Genomic DNA, 19790 nt, shown 5'->3' with positions numbered 1-19790 from the left:
CAGTCACACACAGTTATACCTAAACTTGAACTATTTCATAATGCATTATTGCAAAGTAAGGTCCATGCAGCTCTTCAGTAAGGACAGATAGGGGGCAGGGACGTGAACCGACGCAGCCCGACGGCCCGCCACCGCAGGCTCATCAGCGAACTCAACCGCCTACGCGAAGGCAGCGGGCTGTCCCGCGCAGAGGTCGCCAAGCGTGTCGGCACTACCGATACGACCATCTGGCGCTATGAGACCGGTCTGACGCGCCCCAAGGTCTCCGACGTCAACACGCTGCTGGAGGTCTACGGCGTGACGGGCGCGGCGCGCGACGAGTTACTGGAGGTCGCCAAGGACGCGCGCAAGCGCGGCTGGTGGCACCGCTACCGCCAGACGCTCAAGCCCGGATTCGACTCCTACATCGGCCTGGAGGCCGAAGCATCGGTTGTGCGCACATATCAGGCACAGGTGGTGCCCGGACTGCTCCAGACGGCTGAGTACACACGTGCTGTGATCGAAGAGACCGCAGTCGACAGTGAGTCCGCTGGTGTGGACGAAAAGGTTGCAGTACGGCTATCGCGGCAGGCGCTACTCACTCGTGAGACCGACCCCCTCAGCGTGGTGGCGGTCCTGGACGAAGCGGTCCTCCACCGCCGGGTGGGCGGCGCATCGGTCATGGCGGAGCAGCTCCGGTACTTGGTCAGGTTGAGCGAGCTCAGCCATGTGACGATACGCGTCCTGCCGTTTTCCGCGGGGGCGCACGCCGGGCTCGATGGCGCGTTCTACCTCCTGGAGTTTCCCGATCAGGAAGATCCCGACGTCGTCTACCTGGAGCAAGCGACCAGCGGACTTGTCCCGGAGGCTCCCGAAGAGGTTCGCCGCTATACGCTCATGTTCGGCAACCTGCTCGCCAAGGCGCTTCCGACAGCGGAGTCGACCGCGCTGCTGTCCTCGATGGCAGAATGAATGTCGACGTATCCCCTCAAGAGAGGAAGCGCGGGATGAGCGAGCCCAGAGCCCGCGCCGGTTGGCGCACGAGCAGCTACAGCACCAACGGTGGTGAATGCGTCGAATGCGCCGTGCTCGACGAGTCCGCAGCCCTCCGTGACTCCAAGCACCCCCACGACGGGCACCTCTCGTTCACTCGGACGGAGTGGGCCGCCTTCCTCACCGCCGTGAAGCACTCCGCGCTCGGGGCCTGACCCGCGACAACCGCCTGAACTCCGGCCCCGTGCCTGACCTGGCGCGGGGCCGCCACCGCTGTGGCGCAGTGGTGCGGTGCCGATCCGCGACTCCGACCCGGGACCGCGCGCAACGGTGTGCGGTGGGTCTTTTGCCCGCCACCACGGTGCTGGAACCGGCAGCCCTGACGCACACTCGCCCCAGCGGAACCCGCCGACACGGGCATCGGGCGGCGCTGGCTATGCTGTCGCGAAAGCCGGTGCACCGGCCGCCCGGTGCCGATCGCTCGCCCGTCCGGACCGTGCGCCCCTCCCCTCCCCCTCCGCGGCGCCCCGGAAGGATCCGCGCGGCGGTCGCGGGAGCCCTCTGCCGCCGGCCGGACGGCGCCGGAACCGGCCGCCCTGACGCACACTCGCGCGCACAGCGCGGCGGCCCTCCCCGGCCGCACGATCACGTGAACGAGATCCGACTCTGCCAGACTCGCGTGGGTTCAGTGCTGTGTGCCCTGATTCGGGAGTTGAGACCTGATGCCTGCGTGGACCTCCCAAGTGCCGTGGTGGGTGATCGCCGCGGCCGCGCTGCTGCTGGTGATCCTCGCGATCTCCGGCCTTCGCACCCTGCTCTCCCGGCGGCCCCCCGGGACCGCCACCGGCTCGGGCCTGCACAGCGGCTACGTCGTGGCCACCGTCCTCATCGCCACCTCAGCGCTGCTGCTCATCACCGTCGCCTTCACGATGAGCTACGCCGCCCTGTACGAGTCGGCGACCTGGCTGGCCGACACCCAGCTCACCGCGATCAACGGCGGCGACCTGCGCTTCCTCTTCCCGCTGGGCATCGACGCCGTCATCGTCTACTTCCTGGCGATGGACCTGGTCATGGAGTGGCAGGGGCGCCGCCACCCGCTGAACCGCTGGTCGGCCTACGGGCTCTCGGCGATCACCATCGTGCTCAACGTCTCCCAGGGAGAGGGGACCACGTCCTCCTACCTCGGCCACGCAGGGCCGCCGGTGGTCATCATCCTCATCGCCGAAGGGGTGGCCGCCTGGGTCCGCCACTTGGCCGGGCTCGCCCACGGCAAGACCGCCGACCGCATCCCCGCCGGGCGCTGGATCGCCCACCCGGTGTCCACGCTCAAGGTCGCCCGGCTCATGCTCGGCTCGGGCATCACCTCCTACCCGGATGCGCTGGAACGCGAGCAGCAGCGGCAACTGGCCTACGCGATGCTGCGCGAGCAGCACGCGCGCCGCTGGCGGCGTGCCACCCCGCGCCATTTGAAGTGGATGCTGGACAACGGCTACGACCTGCCCACCGCATTCCGGATCATCCGCGCGATGACGGCCTCCAGCGTGGCCATGACCGCCGAGGAGGCCCGCGCCCTGCAGGGCGATGCGCCCGCACCCGTTCCGGCCGCGCCGCCGGCCGACGGCGGGCGGTGGCGGGCCGTGGCCGTTTCCGAGCACGAACACTCGATCGCCGACAGCCGCCCTGGCGGTGACCGCTCCGCGGAGGGCGACGCCCCCGCCGACCGAGAACAGGACAGCGGCGTCGAGGACGGCGCCGCAGCCGGTGAGGCACGCGGCGAGCGCGCCCACACCCCGGTGTTCCAAGAGCCGGGACCGGTGCGGTCCGAGCGGCCGGAGGGCGGGGACACGGCGGCCACGACGCCCGCGGACGAGGCGCCCGACGAGTCCGGACGCGCGGCAAGCGCCGGTCCCGAGGAGCAGGCCGAGCAGCCCGGGCGCGGCGAGGCACAGCGCGGTGGGGAGTCGGTTCAGCACCGCGGAGGACCGCAGCCGGAGGGACCCGCGGACGCGGCGGAGCAGGCCGCCGAACCGGCCCGCGCGGCCGGTGCCGAACCGGCCACCGAGCCCGAGGACCCGGCCCAGCCCGTACCGCGGCGCACCTCCCGCCCGCTGTCGCGTCCCACCGCTCAGGAGCGCAAGCAGCAGGTGCGCAACCTCATGGAGACGGTCCCCGACATCAGCGAGGAGGAGATCGCGGGTTACCTGGGCGTGGGCACGCGGACGGTGCGAAAGTACCGGAACGAGATCCTCGCCACCGCCTCGGACAACGGCTACCGCGTAGAGGAAGGCGAGGACGGACATCCGCGGCTGGTGCAGACCGCTTACGAGGGCTGAGGATCGATCCGGCCGGTCCCGGTCAGCGCCGGGGCTGCGTGCCACCGCGCTCCCCGCGGCGTGCGCTCCGGCGCCGTCCGCCCGCGCCCCTGCACCCGCCGAGTAAGAGGCACTAATCCAACGGTTAAGCAGAACCAAGTAGACCTAACGGCGGGCGCGGCGATACCCCTTGAGGCATGAGCCTCGACCCGTCCCAGCGCGACGCCGCCGGAACCGCCCCCGCCCCCGACTCGCCCTCCTCCGCCGCGCCCGCTCCGCAATCTCCGGTCGAGGAGGCCGCGACGCGTCCCGCGATCGACTGGCGGCTGAAGTTCCTGCTGCTCGCGCTGGTCTGGGGCACCAGCTTCATGTTCATCGGCATCTCCGGGCAGTACCTGGCGCCCGTCCAGATCACCCTGGGCCGGATGCTCACCGGCCTCATCCCGCTCGTCGGCCTCCTGCTGCTCAGCGGCGGGCGCCTGCCGCGCGGCGGGCGGATGTGGTTCCACCTCTCCGTCACCGCCTTCATCGTCAACCTGGTGCCGTTCACCTTCTACGGCTACGCCGGGCAGCTGATCCCCTCGGCGGTCAGCGGGATCGTGAACGCGGCCACGCCGCTGTTCGTCGTGCTCTTCTCGCTCCTGCTGCTGCCCGACGAGCGCCCGACGCGCACCCGTATGGCCGGACTCCTCGTCGGATTCCTCGGCGTGCTCGTGGTCTTCGGGGTGTGGACCGGATTCGCCGGCGCGAGCGCCGTCGGCATGCTCATGGCGCTGGGCGCCACCGTCGGATACGGGATCGGCACCCCCTACCTGCGGCGCTTCGTAGCGGGCAGCGGGTACTCGTCGCTGGAACTGGTCACCGCCCAACTGCTGACGGGGACCGTGCAGATCGCGATCGCCGCTCTGCTGTTCACCGAGGCGCCGCAAGAGCTGCCGCCGCACGCCTTCGCCGCACTCGTGGCCCTGGGCGTGCTGGGCACCGGCCTCGCGTTCCTGCTGCAGTACGGAGTCATCCGCGAGGCTGGGGCGACGGTGGCCTCCACCGTCACCTACGTGGCCCCGATCGTGGCCATCGGCGCGGGTGTGCTGTTCCTCGACGAGATGCTGACCTGGAACGAGCCGGTCGGCGTCCTGCTCATCATCGCCGGCGCCGCGCTCGCCCAGCACCACCGCCGCACCGCCGCACGGCGGCCGGCCGCGTCGGGAGAGGCGGCGCTCGGCTCCCGGGCGCCGGGACGCTGACGCACCGCGCCTACAGGTCCTCGGAGCCGTCGCCGACCTCGCCGACCTCGCCGTCCTCGACATCCTCGCTGTCCCGGCCGTCCCGGGTGCCTTCGCGCTCCTGGCGCTCAAAGGACTCGCGCAAGGCGTCGCGGCGGATGCGTTCGCGGTAGCTGAAGGCGGCTTCGCGGACGGTGTCCTCGGTCTCGAACCCGGACCCGATGGCTCCGGCGACCGTGCCCGCCGCGGTCACCAGCAGCGGCACCATCAGGTAGTCGGTGGGGTCGAGGGACCCTCCGACGTAGTTGGACAGGACTTGGGGAGCGAGCACGACAGCGCCCGCGACCAGGTTGACGGCGTAGAGTCCGACGAACATGCAGCCGACCCCGATTCCCAGGGTCAGCACGGTCGAGGCGTTGAACAGCACCGCCTGTTCGCGTTCGCCCGACCGGCGGTTGCGGGTCGGCTCCCACAATCTGTGGTAGATGATCAGCCACGCGACCATGACCACCACGGACCCGACCGCGGCGGCGATCAGCCGCGGCAGGCCCATGGCGGTCGCCAGTTCCCACACCGTGGCGTTGATCGTGTAGAACGCGCTGAAGGCGAAGGCGCCGACCAGCGGCCCCGTCAGGCCGAACACCAACTGCCAGGGGCGGTTGGTACGCACCATGCCCACCAGCAGCCGCGCATCGCCCCGGGAGGCCAGGATGCGCGTATCGATGCCGGGCTGCTCGGGTACGACGCGGCTGAACCGGCGCGACAGCGCGGACAGCCGGTGCTCCTTGGGCGGATACCGCCGGTGGAGCTTGACGCGGGTGTCCGCGTTGATCATGTCGGCGATGAGCTGGGCGATCACACCGCGCACGTTGCGGCGCAGCGACATGCCGCCGAGGGCCGGGAGCGAGACCACGATGACGCAGCGGTCGTGGCTCGCGTCGGCCACGATCGGATGGCCTTCCGAACGCAGTACCACGTCGGTGATGCACACGGCGATGTCCCAACCGTGCTCCTGTATCCGCTCAGAGGCCACCTCCATCATCGCGGTGTGGGACTCGTCGCTGGGCGGCAGCTGCTCGCGCCGCACGTCGACCTGCCAGTCGCGGTCCGGATCGACCTGCTCGGACAGCAAATCCGGAAGCGTGCGCGCCACATGCCCGGCCACCTGGGCGGGGGCGGCCACAGGATCGGCCACGACGCCGACGGTGGCCGCCGTCTTCGCGCCGGTCCGTTCGGGCCCGTCAGCTGCCATGCGCGACTCCCCTTCCGCTGCGCCCCCGCCTCGCGGCCTGTTCCGCGCGGCAGTCCCCGTCCCGCTCCGTGGCGGCATCGGACTCGTCCCTCGACTAACCGCCCCCGCGGCCCGTATGTGTCGAGTTCCGAGCGCCGCGCAGCGTCGTCCTCGGGTCGGCGATCGGGCTCGGAGCAGGGCACCACCGCGTCGGATGAAGCGGATTCGCTCCGGTGGACTCCGTGCCGGGTTTCCGGGTTCGTCCCCCACAGCATGCGAGGCACATGAAGCGGCCGCCGTCCGCTGCAGTGCAGGCGCGGACGGCGGCCGGACACGAGACCTCGTTCACGCTTTCCGCGGCGAGCGCCGGGCTCAGCTTCCTTCGGCCTGAAGGCGCTGGAGGAGCATGCGCTTGCCCTGGTCGCCGGCCTTCTGGTTGTTCTCCTGGATGCGGCGCAGCCAGGCGGCGACCTCCTCGTCGCCGTCGCGCTCAGCGTCCTCGATGTAGGTCTGCAGCCGGAAGACGTTCTCCAGAGACTGCTGCACGGCCCACACCAGGTTGTAGTTCTTGTCCTTCATCGGTGCGTTCGGCGTGCTCTCCGCCATGATGTCTCTCCTCCCGTCGAAACGGCGTCCTTGTGCCCAACCGGCCCGCTGCCCGAAGACCCCGCGAACATGCCGACTCCTCGGGCGCCGAACGCGGACCGGTCGGCCGACGCTCGCTGTGCGCGGGCACGGCGGGCGGCCGCGGCGATCACGACGGCGGGTGTGAGCCACGCCGTGGCGCCGCGCGGGGGGCGAGGCTAGGGTTCCTCGCGGCCTGAGGGCGGTCGGAGCACTCGGGCGCCAGGCGAGGGGCAACCGGGAGGAACGCCGTGACCGGGGTCGTGATCGGGTTCGGCGTCATCGCCAGCATCGTCGCCCTCGGCTACATCCTCGGCAGGTTGGACGTGCTCGGCGACAACGGCCGCCACGTCCTGACCAGCCTCGCCTTCTACGTCGCCACCCCCGCTCTGCTGTTCGAGATCCTGTCCGACGCCGACCTGTCGGTGCTGGTGAACGCCCCGCTGCTGGTGAGCGCGCTGAGCATGGCGGCCGTCGCCGCGGTGTTCGTCACCGTGGCGGCACTGCGGCGCTGGGACGCGGGCACGACCACGATGGGCGCGCTGTGTGCGACCTACGTCAACTCCGGCAACCTGGGGATCCCGATCTCGGCCTACGTGCTGGGCGACGCCTCGCTGATCGCGCCCGTGCTGCTGTTCCAGCTGGTGGTGCTCGGGCCGATCGGGGTGACAGTGCTCGACCTGCGGGGACGCGCGCCGGGTACCCGGGCCCGACCGCTGGGCATCCTGGCCGCGCCGCTGCGCAACCCCGTGGTGATCGGGTGCCTGGCGGGCGTCGCGGTCGCCGCGAGCGGCTGGACGGTGCCCGAGGCCCTCATGCAGCCGTTCGAGCTGGTGGGCTCGATGTCGGTGCCCTCGGTACTGCTGGCGTTCGGGATCTCGCTGCACGGCAGCCCGATGCCCGGGCGCGGCCCGCAGCGGGGCGCCGTGGCGCTGGCTGTGCTGTTGAAGTGCCTGGTCCACCCCGCGGCAGCGTGGGCGATGGGCGCCTACTGGTTCGGTCTGGACGGCGCCGACCTGTTCACTGTCGTGGTGATCGCCGCGCTCCCGACCGCGCAGAACATGTTCACCTACGCCGTGCAGTACCGCGCGGCGACGGAGATGACGCGCGAGACGGTGCTGCTGACCACGTTGGTGACCCTGCCGGTGCTGGTGGCGATCGCCTTCCTGCTGGGCTGACCGGCAGGTCCGGCGGCGACGTGCTCGCCCGACTCCCTGACCGCGGCGACGCGGCGGACGCGAGTCGGCCCCCGCCGCGGGGCGGCGGGGGCCGGGGCCGGGACGGCCGGAATGGGGGATGCGGACCGGCCGGCCCGGCGGTCTCCGTGCCCGGCCCGGGCGCCGGTCACCACCGGTGCCCGTGTGGCCTGGAAGGGGTCGAGGCTAGGAGACCGAGCAGGATTCCCCGTTGAGGGCGAAGGAGCCGGGTTCGGGGTTGCTGCCGCTGTGGGAGGCGTTGAAGCCGATGTCCACCGAGCCGCCGGCCGGCACGCTGCCGTTCCACTCCGTGTTGGAGGCCGTCACGGTGGAGCCCGACTGGGACCAGTCGGCGTTCCAGCCGTTGGTGATCTGCTGGCCGCCGGAGAAGTCGAACTGCAGGTCCCAGCCGTTCAGCGCGGAGCTTCCGCCGTTGGTGACGGTGACCTGGCCGGTGAATCCGGAGTTCCACTCGTTGGCGACGGAGTAGGAGACCTCACACGGTCCCGTGGGCGGTGGATCCTCGCCTCCTCCGTTGTCGTCGTCGTCATCATCGTCGCTGCTTCCGCCCAGCGCCTCGTGGACGGCGTCATAGGCGGGCTTTGGCTGATAGTCGTCGTTGAACAGCAGCGGGGCGCCCTCGCCCTCGAAGGTGTCGGGCACCCAGGAGTACTTGTCGACGATTCCCCACACGGTCACGCCGACGCAGCCGTTCACGGCCAGGCAGGCGTCCATCACCGCGCGGTAGTCCTGCGCCTGCTGCTGCAGTTCGCTCTGGCTGGCCGGCATGTCGATGCGGACATCCAGTTCGGTGATGGCCACCTTGATGCCGAGGTCGGCGAAGCGCTGGATGTTCTGCTGCAGGTCGCCGGGCACCTGGCCGTTGATCAGGTGCGCCTGGAGGCCGATGCCGTCGATCGGGACACCCTGGGCCTGCAGATCCTGGATCAGGTTGTAGTAGGCGTCGCTCTTGGCGTTGATCCCGTCGATGCTGTAGTCGTTCAGCCACAGCTCCGCGTTGGGGTCGGCCTCGGCGGTCATGCGCAGTGCGTCGGCCACGAAGTCCGGGCCGAGCGTGTCGTAGAAGACCGAGTTCCGCCAGGAGCCGTCGCCCTCGAAGATCTCGTTGGCGACATCCCAGTAGGCGACCTCGCCGGCGTAGCGGCCGGCCACCTCGTCGATGTGGTCCTCCATCACCGAGCGCAGCTCGCTCTGGCTGAAGTTGCCGTTCTCCACCCAGGACGGGAGCTGGCTGTGCCACACCAGCGTGTGCCCGCGCACCTTCTGGTTGTTCTGCTGGGCGAAGTCCATGAAGGCGTCGGCGCCGGAGAAGTCGAACTGGCCGCGGGAGGGCTCGGTGGACTCCCACTTCATCGAGTTCTCGGCCGTGGCGGCGTTGAACTCGGTGGCCGCCAGGTCGGCGAACTGACTGTCGTTCTGCAGATGGTCGACGCCGAGCGCGGCGCCGATCTCGAAGCCTTGCTGGGCGGCGTGGTCACGGAGCGGGGAGTCGGCAGCCGCCGGTCCCGCCGGCGCCAGGACCGCCGCGCCCAGGAACGTCGCGAGCGCCGCGCCGGCGACCCGCCGGGCACTGCCCGCTCGGGTACGGCGCGGGGTCTCGTGACCCCCGTGTCTTACGAGTCTCACGTCAGGCACCTCCAGGTGCGCGAGTCCGATGGAAACTGAAGGTGGGAGCGCTCCCGCTCATGAGCGTGATGAACGTAACACCGGTTCTGACGGCTCGAAAAGAAGAGGTTGCGGACCAATCTGACGCCCTGACGAACGCGAGTCGCACACCAGGAAACTCATTTGGTCTCGGTTGAAAATTCGAAACTATCGGCCCGTCGCACCCCAATAAGGTCTAACCGAAACAGCACGAAAGTCCGGACCCTTACTTGTGAACGCGCAAGCACATCCCATCGAGACGGCTCCTGCACGGGCCGTCACCCCGACTGCATTTCGATAGTTTCGGATTGGTAATCGCAATAGAGGCGAACCCAATCGCGACCTCATCGAACGACCCGGGAAGTCGCTGCGCGCCACTCCGGTTCAGCGGGGCGGCGTCGGACCGCGGACCTGGGCGGCGAGGCGCTCCAGAGCGTCCAGATGGCGCATCAGCGCGGCGCTGCCCTCCTCGGTCAACCGGATCCAGGTGCGGCGCCGATGGCGCTCGGTCATTTTGCACACCTCGGTATAGCCGGCCGCCTGCAGCGCACTGACCTGCTTGGACAGCGCCGAGTCGCTGCATCCGACGCTCTGGCGTACCTGGATGAACTCCACCCAGCCCGAACGCGCCAGCCGGACCAGGATCGCCAGGCGCGGCCGGACGTGGATGAAATCGTCGAACAGGGTGTCGGTCATCGGCACGTGCTGCCTCCCTGGCGTGGGAGCCGCCCTCCCGCCTGCCCGAGCCGGTCGGGTGCGACCGGTGCCCCGGGATCGAGCGGCCGACCTGCTCGTCCTCCTCCAGCCGAACACGCCGCGGGACGAAGCGGTGGGTGCCACGCCGGAACCACGGGAGCACCGCCCCCGCTCACCGGACGGCGGCGTCACGGGCGCAGCAGCGTGCGCTCCCAGGTGCCGGCGGAGGTCACCGCGTAGCGGAGCCGGACGTGGTTGCGGTCCTTGGCGCCCTGCCAGAACTCCACGTAGTCGGGGCACAGCGTATAGAGCGTCCACTCGGGCGCCACGAGCGAGGGGTCGGCGGCGATGCGCTCGCGGGCCTCGGCCAGCTCGCCCTCGTGCTGGTCGACCGACCCCATAGGAGCGCTCTGCCCGCCCACCAGCGCCTCGGCGCGCGCTTCGGCGGAGCGGGCCAGGAAGTCGGCGGCGCTGGTGCGCGGGCTCTCCGGCGCCGCGACGCCGCTGACGCGGATCTGGCGGCCCACACCCGGCCAGTAGCACGCCAGGGCGGCATGGGCGTTCGCCTGGAGGTCGCGCCCCTTGGGACTGGCCGCACTGGTGGCGAACGACCAGCCCCGCGGGCCGATGTCCTTGAGGATGAGGAAGCGCGAGGCGACCCGGTTGGCCCCGTCGGAGGTCGCCAGGTTCATCACGTGCGGCTCGGGGACCCCGTTCTCCACAGCATGGTCGAGCCACTGCGCGAACAGCTCGACCGGGTCCTCGGGCGCCGAAGCGGGGTCGAAGGAGGGGATCTCGCCGGCGAACACCGGGATCGTCCGCAGCCTCTCGCGCATGGGACCGCCGACGGAGCCGTCCGCCTGCGCCGATTCCCCGCCGCTGGGAATGGGTTCCACCTGAACTCCCCTTCTTCGTCGGCCACCGGCCGCTGAATCCCGCCCGCCGAAACCGGCGAACCCGCGCATCAGCATAGGCGCCGACCGAATCCCTCGGCGATTCGCCGAGTGGTCCGCAGACGGGCGACCGCGGCGGAACGGTCACCGAAATGCCCGCTGTACTGGGGAAACGCACGCATCCGGGAACACCCTCGGAAAGCTCGGGACCGCTCCCGTAAATTGTCGGGACCGCTGTGCACAACTGTCTATGGTCCCTTGCCGCATTTGACGGGCGGGCAGTACGTTCCTCGAAGTTCCCGCGAATTCGCCGACGCGAAGCGGCCCGCCCCGCCCTTCCGGCCGCCGCGTGATGCATCCGCGGCCCGTGTCCCCTTGGAGTCCTGATGTCCGATTCCGTGTCGATCCCCGCCTTCCCGGTCCCGCTGCGCCGACTCAACGCGCCCGACCCGTGCGAGGTCGAGGGCTACGACAGGCTGGTTCTGGGCGCGCGCGGAGGGACCGACCTGTTCGTCGACCCCGCCGACGGTGCGCGCCGCGACAGCGCTCCCGCGCTCGTGGGCGGCCTGGAGGGGGACTTCCGCGTCAGCGCGCTCGTGAGTGTCGGCCTGTCCGCCGCCTTCGACGCCGCCGTGCTGCTGGTCTACGCCTCCCCCGACGCCTGGGCGAAGCTGTGCCTGGAGTCCTCCCCGCAGGGCAGGCCCACCATCGTCTCGGTGGTCAACCGCGGGGTCAGCGACGACTGCAACTCCTTCGCGGCGGACCCCCGGACCGAGGACGTGCGGCTGCGCGTCAGCCGGCTCGGCTCGGCATACGCCTTCCATGCGCGGGTGGGCGAGAGTCCCTGGGAGCTGATCCGCTACTTCGCGCTGCGTGAGACGGCGGAGGTCGGCTTCTGCGCCCAGAGCCCCACCGGCGAGGGCGCCACCGCCCGCTTCGAGCAGATCACCTACTCCGCCGAGCGCCTCGCCGACGTGCGCGACGGCACCTGAGGCCGGACGCGCCGACCGGTCCCTCGCCGCTCCGGCTCGCCTCCCCGGGGCGCATGCCCGGTGAACACCGCGGGTAGCGGAGCGCCGGACATCCGTGTCAGTCGGTGGAGGAATCATGCAGATCGGCTACAAGCTCTTCGCCGAGGGCTACTCGCCCCAGGAGATGGTGCGCCAGGCGGAACGCGCCGAGGCGGCGGGATTCGACTTCGTGGAGATCAGCGACCACTACCACCCGTGGCTGAAGGACCAGGGCCACTCCGGCTTCGTCTGGTCGATCCTGGGAGCCATCGCCGCACGCACCCGGCGCATCGGCCTGGCCACCGGGGTGACCTGCCCGTTCATTCGCTACCATCCCGCTCTCATCGCCCAGGCCGCGGCCACCACGGCGCTGCTGTCCGACGGGCGCTTCGTGCTGGGCGTGGGCGCCGGAGAGCAACTCAACGAGCACGTGGTCGGCAAGCCGTGGCCTTCGGTCACCGAACGCCACGAAATGCTGCGGGAGTCGCTGGAGATGATCCGGCTGCTGTGGCGGGGCGGCTACCACTCCTACGAAGGCAAGCACCTGAGGCTTGTGGACGCGCAGGTCTTCGACCTGCCCGAGACTCCGCCGCTGATCGCTGTGGCCGGCGGCGGGACGTCGGCGGCCAAACTCGCCGCCGAACTGGGCGACGCGATCTTCGCCACCGAACCCCTGCCGGAGCTGGTGCGCACCTACCGCCAGGCGGGCGGCAGCGGACCGCGCTACGCCGAGGTTCCGCTGTCCTGGGCGCCCGACGAGGATACGGCCCTGAAATCCGCCCACCGCATGTTCCGCTTCGCCGCCACCGGCTGGAAGGTGCAGGCCGAACTGCCCAACGTGACCAACTTCGAGGCGGCGACCGCGCATGTGCGCGAGGAGGACATGGCCTCGTCCTTCGGCTACGGCCCCGATCCCGAGCGCCACATCGCCGCCGTGCAGCAGTTCACCGACGCCGGCTTCGACCGCCTGACGCTGGTCAACGCCGGCCCCGATCCCGACGGCTTCTTCGACTTCTACGCCAAGGAGCTCAGTCGGCGCCTGAGCCGGATCGCTCCTGCCGGCTGACCTCCGGGGGGGCCGGCCCGGCCGGGCGGCCGTTCCGCGCCGTCCGCGGGAAGGCCGCCGGGCTGCCGCGCCGCGGGAATCAGCCGCGCTCGGCCCACACCTCGGCGTCCTCGCCGTTGCGGTCCTCGCTCTTCCACAGATTGCGGCCGTACCAGGGCCACCAGTAGACGGTCCGCCCTTCGGGGATCATCCGATCCAGCCGGATGGTCAGCACCAGCGCGAGGCCGCCGGCGATCATCCCGGCCATCAGGTCGGTGAACCAGTGGAAGTGCAGGTACACCGACACCATCGCCTGCAGCACCGCGATGCCCACGATGCAGTACGCCAGGCGGCGCACGATGTGCGGCCGCGCCGCCCGGTAGCGGATGATCAAGAACAGCACCAGGCCGTAGATCAGGATGGCGTTGGCGCCGTGCCCGGAGGGGAAGGAGACCCCGGCGTCGCTGAAGAACGCGGGGTCACCGGTGCGCGGGTGGCTGCGGGTGAACAGCAGCTTCATCGACGCCACCAGGCAGACCATGCCGAAGGGGCCGACGGCGCCGAGAATGATCGGCCGCCAGGAGCGGTTCCAGTAGGCCAGCTGCACACACGTCACGCCCAGCACCGGCAGGGCGACGAAACGCGAGGCGACGGTGTCGGGCCCGAGGATGAGCGCCATACGCGCCTCCTGCCAGAACGGCCGAGGTGCGTTGTTGATCAGATTGTCGATAGGGTGGAGCGGGCCGGCTGAGAGAACGGTCATTATGATCAGTGCCACAGCCAGCACGATCGCCGTCTTATCGGAGGCCAGCCCCCACGCGATCTCGCTCACGCTCGGCCAGGAGACCTGGGACTCGTCCGGCCGCCGTCTTGATGCGGCGCCGTCGTTGGAGGTCCGGGAACCGGTGGCGAGCGGACGTCGGGTGGTCCGCGCCAGCGGCCTGGATGTCCCGGCGTTCAGCGGCGGGTTCGACCGGATCCGCAGTGTATGCATCATGTGCTCAGTGCTGTCTCACGATTCGTGGGCTGGCCTGCGGCACGTTTGTGCGTTGGGGGACGGGCTCGCCGCTCGGATTGGATCGGTTGGGGACAGATGCGCTAAGTCGCCGGGGTCGCCATGGTCAGGGCCTCCCCGGTAACTGGGACGTTTGGACCGCGGGGACGGTGCACACGGTCACGCTACCCAGCTTTCAAGGAACATTTCCGACAGTCGAGCATAGCGTCCCGCCACCTGAGGCGGCACTGACATTCCCCCAGCGCCGCGCCGACGACCTCCGTATTCATCGGCTCGTCAGCGTGTTCCCCGACACTGTTCACCCCGCCGCCGGGCACCGGTGGCCGCGCAGCGGAGGGGAGCCCGGCGGGGGTACCGCGGGCGCCGTGTATGGCACGCTTCGTAAGGGAATCCCCCGACGACGTTCGATCGCGCGACGCCCTGACCGGGGCCCTGAGCAGAAAGGCCGTTGATGGTCGACCTCCCCCAGTGGCCGGAGGACCCCGCCCGCCTGGCCCGGAACCCGCTGCGGGAGCAGATCCGGCGCATGCTGGTGGAGGGTCTGCTCTCGGGCCGCTGGCAACCGGGCGAGCGCATCGTCGAGCGCCGCGTGGCGACCGAGTTCAACGTCAGCCAGGCGCCCGTACGCGAGGCGCTGCGGGAACTGGAGAACCTGCGCCTGATCGAGTCGGTGCCCAACAAGGGCGCGCGAGTGCGCGACTTCGGTGTCGCCGACATGGCCGAGATATATCCGGTACGCGCCGGTCTGGAGCTGGTCGCGGCCGAGTTGGCGGCGCCGCGGCTGTCGGTCGATCCGAGTCCGCTGGAGCGCGAGGTCGAGGCGCTGCGGCGGGCCACCGCCGACGGCGACGTCGAGGAGCAGATCAAGCACAGCGTGGAGTTCCACCGCGAGATCGTCCGTGCGGCGGACAACAGTGTGTTGTCCCACACCTGGGAGTCGCTGGGGGTGGACGTGTGGACACGGCTGTCGGTGCGGTGGCTGAACATGGAGCTGCACGCCAAGGCCGTCGACCACGCCCAGATCACCGACGCGTTCCGCAGAGGCGACCCGGACGTGGGTCGGATGGTGCGCGAACATGTCCTGAACTACGTCGACGCCGCCGTCAAGACCTTCGGCCGCGCCGAGTGACCACGGGAGCGGACACCGCCTCGCCTGCCCGATCCGCCGCGTACGTCCCTTAAAGTCGTATTGATCGATCATCGATCAATACGTAGAGTGTGCCACGACACACGTCACACGGTATGTGGGTCGACGGAGCTACGCGAGCCGACCGAAACGGGTGACCCGAGCCCGGAACCGGGGAAGGGTGACTCGGGAGGCGGGCGGACCGCGAGTCCAGCCACGAACAGCTAACAGCCACTTGCGCGCCCCGCCGATCGAGCCCGGCGTCGGCGCACCCTCTCCCGGGCCCGGTTCCGACCGCGAACCCGGGTAGTGGCCTCCTGGGCCTACCGGCCCGGGTCGGCCGCCTCCGCACGTAGAAAGGCACCAGCATGGCTGACACGGCCAAGGCGAAGGGCGGCGGCACCGCCAAGAGCACGGGGGGCCGCCGGCGGAGCCGGAAAGACAGCACCACCTCGGCCACCGGCGGCACCACCTCCGGTGTCGCCGACGAGAAACCCGACGTCCTGCTCGACTACTACCGGCGGATGGTCCTCGTCCGCCGGTTCGAGGAGCGTACGGGACAGGCCTACACCCAGGCCCGCATCGGCGGCTACTGCCACCTGAACCTGGGCGAGGAGGCCACGGTCGTGGGTCTCATGGACTCCCTCAAGGAGCGCGACTACCTCTACACCAACTACCGCGACCACGGCTACGCCATCCACAAGGGCATGAGCCCGCGGCGGGTCATGGCCGAGCTCTACGGCCGCAGCGACGGCGTGGCCAAGGGCTGGGGCGGTTCCATGCACATGTACGACACCGAGACGCGCATGCTCGGGGGCTACGGCATCGTCGGCGGCCAGCTGCCCCTGGCCACCGGCGCCGCGCTGGCCGTGACCTACCGCGGCGGCGACGAGGTCGTCATGTGCCAGATGGGTGACGGCACCACCAACATCGGCGCCTGGCACGAGTCCCTCAACCTCGCGTCGCTGTGGAACCTGCCCATCGTCTACGCCATCGTGAACAACTTCACCGGCATGGGCACCTCGGTCGAGCGCTCCTCCGCCGAACCCGACCTGTACAAGCGCGGCTCCGCCTTCCGTATCGAGGGCGTGCGCGTCGACGGCCGCGACGTCCTCGCGGTGCGCGACGCGGCCGTCGACCTCGTCGAGAAGGCCCGCTCCGAGAAGCGGCCCTACATCCTGGAGTGCACGAGCTACCGCCTCAAGGGCCACTCGGTGGTCGACCCCGCCAAGTACCGCACCGAGGATCAGGTGGCCGAGGCCCGGGCCAACGACCCCGTGGCCGCGTTCGAGGAACAGCTGGAGAAGGCCGGCGTGCTGACCGAGGAGAAGAAGAAGGAGATCGCCGACGCGGTCAAGGAGGAGGTCGCCGACGCCGCCGACTTCGCGGAGAACAGTCCTTCTCCCGACGTCTCCACGTTGTTCGACTACACCTACGCCACCCCCGTGGCGAACGAGTCGCGCCGCATGCCCGCCGACCCGGTGTTCGCCGAATAGACCTCAAGGAGCGGGTACATGTCTGTGATCACTTACCGCCAGGCCCTGCGCGACACGCTGCGGGCGGAGATGCTCCGCGACGACAACGTGCTGCTTCTCGGCGAGGAGATCGGGCTCTTCGAGGGCTCCTACAAGATCACCGAAGGGCTGCTGAACGAGTTCGGCGAGCAGCGGGTGCGCGACACCCCGATCTCGGAGGAGGGCTTCGTCGGGGCCGCCGTAGGCACGGCGATGCTGGGGCTGCGGCCCGTCGTCGAGCTGATGACGATCAACTTCTCGCTGATCGCCGTCGACCAGATCATCAACCACGCCGCCAAGGTCTACGGCATGTTCGGCGGCCAGACCAGTGTGCCGATGGTGATCCGCACGCCGGGCGGCGGCGGGCAGCAGCTCGGCGCCACGCACTCCCAGAACATCGAGCTCTTCTACGCCTTCGTCCCCGGGCTGAAGGTCATCGCCCCCAGCTCCCCCGCCGACGCCGCCGCGATGCTGCGCGCCGCCATCCGCGACGACGACCCGGTGATGCTGCTGGAGAACCTGGGCCTGTACAACTCCAAGGGCGAGGTTCCCGACGGCGACGAGACGGTCGCCGAGATCGGCCGGGCCGCCGTGACCCGCGAAGGCAGCGACATCACCCTCATCGGCTACTCGCGCATGGCCGCCATGAGCCTGCGGGTCGCCGAGGAGCTTGCCGAGCAGGACGTCAGCGTCGAGGTCGTGGACCTGCGCAGCCTGCGGCCCCTCGACCGGCAGACCGTCGTCGACTCGGTCCGCAAGACCGGGTGCGCGGTGATCGCCGAGGACGACTGGCTGACTTACGGGATCGGCGCCGAGATCGCCGCATCCATCCAGGAGGGCGCCTTCGACTACCTCGACGCTCCGGTGCGCCGCGTGGCCATGGCCGAGGTTCCCCTCCCCTACGCCAAGCCGCTGGAGAACGCGGCGCTGCCGTCGGCCGAGTCGATCACCACCGCCGTCAAGGAGACCCTGAGCGCTGTGGGCAAGCGAGTCGGGTGAAGGGGAACCACACGATGACAGAGATCTACATGCCGCGCCTCTCCGACACCATGGAGGAAGGCGTCATCAGCTCCTGGGTCAAGAACGTCGGCGACAAGGTCACCTCGGGCGACGTCCTGGTCGAGATCGAGACCGACAAGGCCGTCATGGAGTACGAGGCCTATGAGGACGGCTACCTGGTCAAGCAGGCGGTCTCGGAGGGCGACACGGTCCCCATCGGCGAGGTGATCGGCCACCTCGGCGACAGTCCTGACGCGGTGCCCGAGGAGTCCTCCTCCGGCGGCGCGGCGGCACCCGCCGAGCAGGAGCCCGCCGAGGGCGGGGGCGAGCAGGAGCCGGCGGCCCAGGAGCAGGAGCAGCAGCCCGCCGAGCAGGCTCCGCAGCAGCCCGCCGCCTCCGGCCCCGACGGCGAGGAAGGCACGCGCCCGCGCAGTTCCCCGCTGGCGCGCCGACTGGCCCGCGAGTACGGGGTGGACATCGAGTCCATCAGCGGATCGGGGCCCAAGGGCCGGATCGTGCGCGCCGACATCGAGGCGGCGGCCAAGCAGGGCCAACCCCAGCCCGAGACCCCGGCGACCGCCACTGCGCCGCAGGCCGCGGCACCGGCGGCGTCCGCAGGCCAGGAAGGCTACGACGACGGCCGGGACTCCTCCGAGCTGCAGGTGAGCAACGTGCGCAAGGTGATCGCGCGCCGCCTCACCCAGAGCAAGCAGGAGGCCCCGCACTTCTACCTGCGGCGCACGATCGACGCCGAGCCGCTCAAGGGCTTCCGGTCCCAGATCAACGCCCGGTTGGAGAGCGCCGGAACCAAGGTCAGTTTCAACGACCTGATCGTCAAGGCCTGCGCCACGGCACTGCGCGCCCACCCCGAGGTCAACCGCTCGTGGGTGGACGAGAAGCTGCTGCAGCACGGCCGCGTCAACGTGGGCGTCGCGGTGGCGGTGGAGGCCGGGTTGATCGTGCCGGTGCTGCACGAGGCCGACAGGATGCCGCTCTCGGAGATCGCCCAGCGCAGCCGCGAGCTCGCCGAGCGCGCCCGCGAGGGCAAGCTGAAGCCGCAGGAGATGAGCGGCGGCACCTTCAGCGTCAGCAACCTCGGCATGTACGGGATGGACAGCTTCTCGGCGGTCATCAACCCGCCGGAAGCGGCGATCCTGGCCGTGGGGGCGATGAAGCAGCAGCCGGTGGTGCACGAGGGCGAGGTCGTGGCCCGCAACACCATGGCCCTGGAGCTGTCGGTGGACCACCGCGCGGTCGACGGCGCGGTCGGCGCGGCCTTCCTGAAAGACCTCGCCGAGGTGCTGGAGAACCCGATGCGGATCGTCGTCTAGGCGGTTCCCGCATCCCGGCGGCGCCCGTCCCGTGCGCGGGGCGGGCGCCGCCGTGTATCCGGAGCCGGTGCGCACACTTGCGACCCGGGCGTTCCCGGTTCCTTCGCGCCTGGCGGAACCCCCTGCCGGTTTCACGGGAAACCCTTCGTGCCTGCACGGACACGGGGACGCGCCCAACGGTGCCGCGGACCGCGGCGCGGTCCCCGCCGTTTCGGACCGGCCCCGCGGTGGCGCCGACGGCCGCGCATGCGCAAGGCTGGTCTGCGCACCCGACCGGAGGCCCCCGGGCGGCGGTGCGGCGACCTCCCTCCGGCCGCCGGCGTCCCGACGCGCCGGAGTCCGCCTCGTCGCACCCGCGGCCGGGCGCACCGGCAGCCATCCCCCGGCGTCGACCAGGAGACCCCCGTATGACGACCCCCGCTCGCCCTTCGACCGGCCCCGCCCCGTTGATGACCGCCGCCGCCATCGCCCCCGGACCCGAGCGGACCCTCACCTTCGTGTTGCAGAACCGAGGCGTGTTCGCGGGCCACTGGCTGCTTCCGGGCGGGCGCATCCAGGAGGGCGAGAGCGCCGAGCAGGCCGCACGCCGTGAGGCGGCCGAGGAGTCGGGGGTGAGCCTGGGACCGCTGGCGCCCACGGGGATCTACGACATCCGCGGCCGCACCGAGGAGGCCGGGCCGTTCTGGTTCCGCATGCACATCTACCGGGCCCTGCGGCCCTGCGTGGTGCCCGAGGGCTTCGCCCCCGATCCGGCGGAGATCGGCGGCGTCTGCCAGGGGCACCCGCGCGACGTCCTGCCCCACCCCACCGACATGGTCGTGCTCAACGAGGCGGGGCTGGCCGACTACGACCCCGCGCTGGTGGACCGGCTGCTGACGGCCGACGGTGTCGCGATGTCGCCGGTGGACACGGCACTGCCGCGCTGATCGCCTCCTCAG

General features: G+C 70.5%; 18 protein-coding genes. 12 read left to right on the top strand and 6 right to left on the bottom strand.

Features of this window, described 5'->3' with window-relative positions:
* The first annotated feature begins 102 nt into the window (after window positions 1–102).
* The 4 genes from LP52_RS15860 (at window position 103) to LP52_RS15845 (ending at window position 4528) form a co-directional block, all read left to right on the top strand.
* On the top strand, window positions 103–951 hold the full coding sequence (locus LP52_RS15860) for a helix-turn-helix domain-containing protein (protein WP_040274549.1): 849 nt from the start codon (window positions 103–105) through the stop codon (window positions 949–951).
* Between the two features lie 35 nt (window positions 952–986).
* Entirely contained in the window at window positions 987–1187 is a 201-nt protein-coding gene (locus LP52_RS15855) for a DUF397 domain-containing protein (protein WP_040274547.1), read from the top strand.
* Between the two features lie 507 nt (window positions 1188–1694).
* Window positions 1695–3305, top strand: a complete 1611-nt coding sequence (locus LP52_RS15850; protein ID WP_084723241.1) for a DUF2637 domain-containing protein — start codon at window positions 1695–1697, stop codon at window positions 3303–3305.
* A 176-nt stretch (window positions 3306–3481) separates the two neighbouring features.
* Complete coding sequence (locus tag LP52_RS15845; protein ID WP_052809911.1) at window positions 3482–4528, top strand: DMT family transporter; 1047 nt, start codon at window positions 3482–3484, stop codon at window positions 4526–4528.
* Between the two features lie 10 nt (window positions 4529–4538).
* On the opposite strand, the gene LP52_RS15840 is transcribed toward LP52_RS15845, so the two are convergent.
* Both LP52_RS15840 and LP52_RS15835 read right to left on the bottom strand, forming a co-directional pair.
* On the bottom strand, window positions 4539–5759 hold the full coding sequence (locus LP52_RS15840) for a GtrA domain-containing protein (RefSeq protein ID WP_052809910.1): 1221 nt from the start codon (window positions 5757–5759) through the stop codon (window positions 4539–4541).
* 351 nt (window positions 5760–6110) lie between these two features.
* Window positions 6111–6344 (bottom strand): hypothetical protein, encoded by a 234-nt coding sequence (locus LP52_RS15835; protein ID WP_040274544.1) that lies wholly within the window; start codon window positions 6342–6344, stop codon window positions 6111–6113.
* A gap of 269 nt (window positions 6345–6613) precedes the next feature.
* Here LP52_RS15835 and LP52_RS15830 point away from each other — a divergent pair, with 269 nt between their 5' ends.
* Window positions 6614–7540, top strand: a complete 927-nt coding sequence (locus LP52_RS15830) for an AEC family transporter (protein WP_040274542.1) — start codon at window positions 6614–6616, stop codon at window positions 7538–7540.
* A gap of 204 nt (window positions 7541–7744) precedes the next feature.
* Here the strand turns inward: LP52_RS15830 and LP52_RS15825 are convergent, their stop codons facing one another.
* From LP52_RS15825 to LP52_RS15815, 3 genes are all read right to left on the bottom strand, one after another.
* The gene (locus tag LP52_RS15825; protein ID WP_040274541.1) at window positions 7745–9205 is read right to left on the bottom strand and encodes an endo-1,4-beta-xylanase; all 1461 of its coding nucleotides are present in this window, start codon (window positions 9203–9205) and stop codon (window positions 7745–7747) included.
* A 402-nt stretch (window positions 9206–9607) separates the two neighbouring features.
* Entirely contained in the window at window positions 9608–9919 is a 312-nt protein-coding gene (locus tag LP52_RS15820; RefSeq protein WP_040274539.1) for a transcriptional regulator, read from the bottom strand.
* Between the two features lie 188 nt (window positions 9920–10107).
* Window positions 10108–10815, bottom strand: a complete 708-nt coding sequence (locus tag LP52_RS15815; protein ID WP_238580942.1) for a pyridoxine/pyridoxamine 5'-phosphate oxidase — start codon at window positions 10813–10815, stop codon at window positions 10108–10110.
* Window positions 10816–11198: 383 nt separating this feature from the next.
* Here LP52_RS15815 and LP52_RS15810 point away from each other — a divergent pair, with 383 nt between their 5' ends.
* Both LP52_RS15810 and LP52_RS15805 read left to right on the top strand, forming a co-directional pair.
* A complete protein-coding gene (locus LP52_RS15810) occupies window positions 11199–11804 on the top strand; it encodes a DUF1349 domain-containing protein (RefSeq protein ID WP_040274537.1) in 606 nt (201 codons plus the stop codon).
* A gap of 115 nt (window positions 11805–11919) precedes the next feature.
* A complete protein-coding gene (locus LP52_RS15805) occupies window positions 11920–12888 on the top strand; it encodes a TIGR03557 family F420-dependent LLM class oxidoreductase (RefSeq protein ID WP_040274535.1) in 969 nt (322 codons plus the stop codon).
* A 79-nt stretch (window positions 12889–12967) separates the two neighbouring features.
* Here LP52_RS15805 and LP52_RS15800 read toward each other — a convergent pair whose 3' ends face one another.
* Complete coding sequence (locus tag LP52_RS15800) at window positions 12968–13699, bottom strand: phosphatase PAP2 family protein (protein ID WP_040274534.1); 732 nt, start codon at window positions 13697–13699, stop codon at window positions 12968–12970.
* A gap of 634 nt (window positions 13700–14333) precedes the next feature.
* Here LP52_RS15800 and LP52_RS15795 point away from each other — a divergent pair.
* From LP52_RS15795 to LP52_RS15775, 5 genes are all read left to right on the top strand, one after another.
* Window positions 14334–15011 (top strand): GntR family transcriptional regulator, encoded by a 678-nt coding sequence (locus LP52_RS15795; protein ID WP_040274532.1) that lies wholly within the window; start codon window positions 14334–14336, stop codon window positions 15009–15011.
* A 365-nt stretch (window positions 15012–15376) separates the two neighbouring features.
* On the top strand, window positions 15377–16504 hold the full coding sequence (pdhA, locus tag LP52_RS15790; RefSeq protein WP_040274531.1) for a pyruvate dehydrogenase (acetyl-transferring) E1 component subunit alpha: 1128 nt from the start codon (window positions 15377–15379) through the stop codon (window positions 16502–16504).
* Between the two features lie 18 nt (window positions 16505–16522).
* Window positions 16523–17521 (top strand): alpha-ketoacid dehydrogenase subunit beta, encoded by a 999-nt coding sequence (locus LP52_RS15785; RefSeq protein ID WP_040274529.1) that lies wholly within the window; start codon window positions 16523–16525, stop codon window positions 17519–17521.
* Between the two features lie 14 nt (window positions 17522–17535).
* A complete protein-coding gene (locus tag LP52_RS15780) occupies window positions 17536–18852 on the top strand; it encodes a dihydrolipoamide acetyltransferase family protein (RefSeq protein ID WP_040274599.1) in 1317 nt (438 codons plus the stop codon).
* Window positions 18853–19259: 407 nt separating this feature from the next.
* Window positions 19260–19778: an NUDIX domain-containing protein gene (locus LP52_RS15775; protein ID WP_040274527.1), complete on the top strand. Its 519-nt coding sequence runs from the start codon at window positions 19260–19262 to the stop codon at window positions 19776–19778.
* Window positions 19779–19790: the final 12 nt, after the last annotated feature.

This window comes from Streptomonospora alba, from assembly GCF_000826685.1.
Lineage (GTDB): Bacteria > Actinomycetota > Actinomycetes > Streptosporangiales > Streptosporangiaceae > Streptomonospora > Streptomonospora alba.
This window is presented reverse-complemented; position numbering and strand designations above follow the sequence as displayed.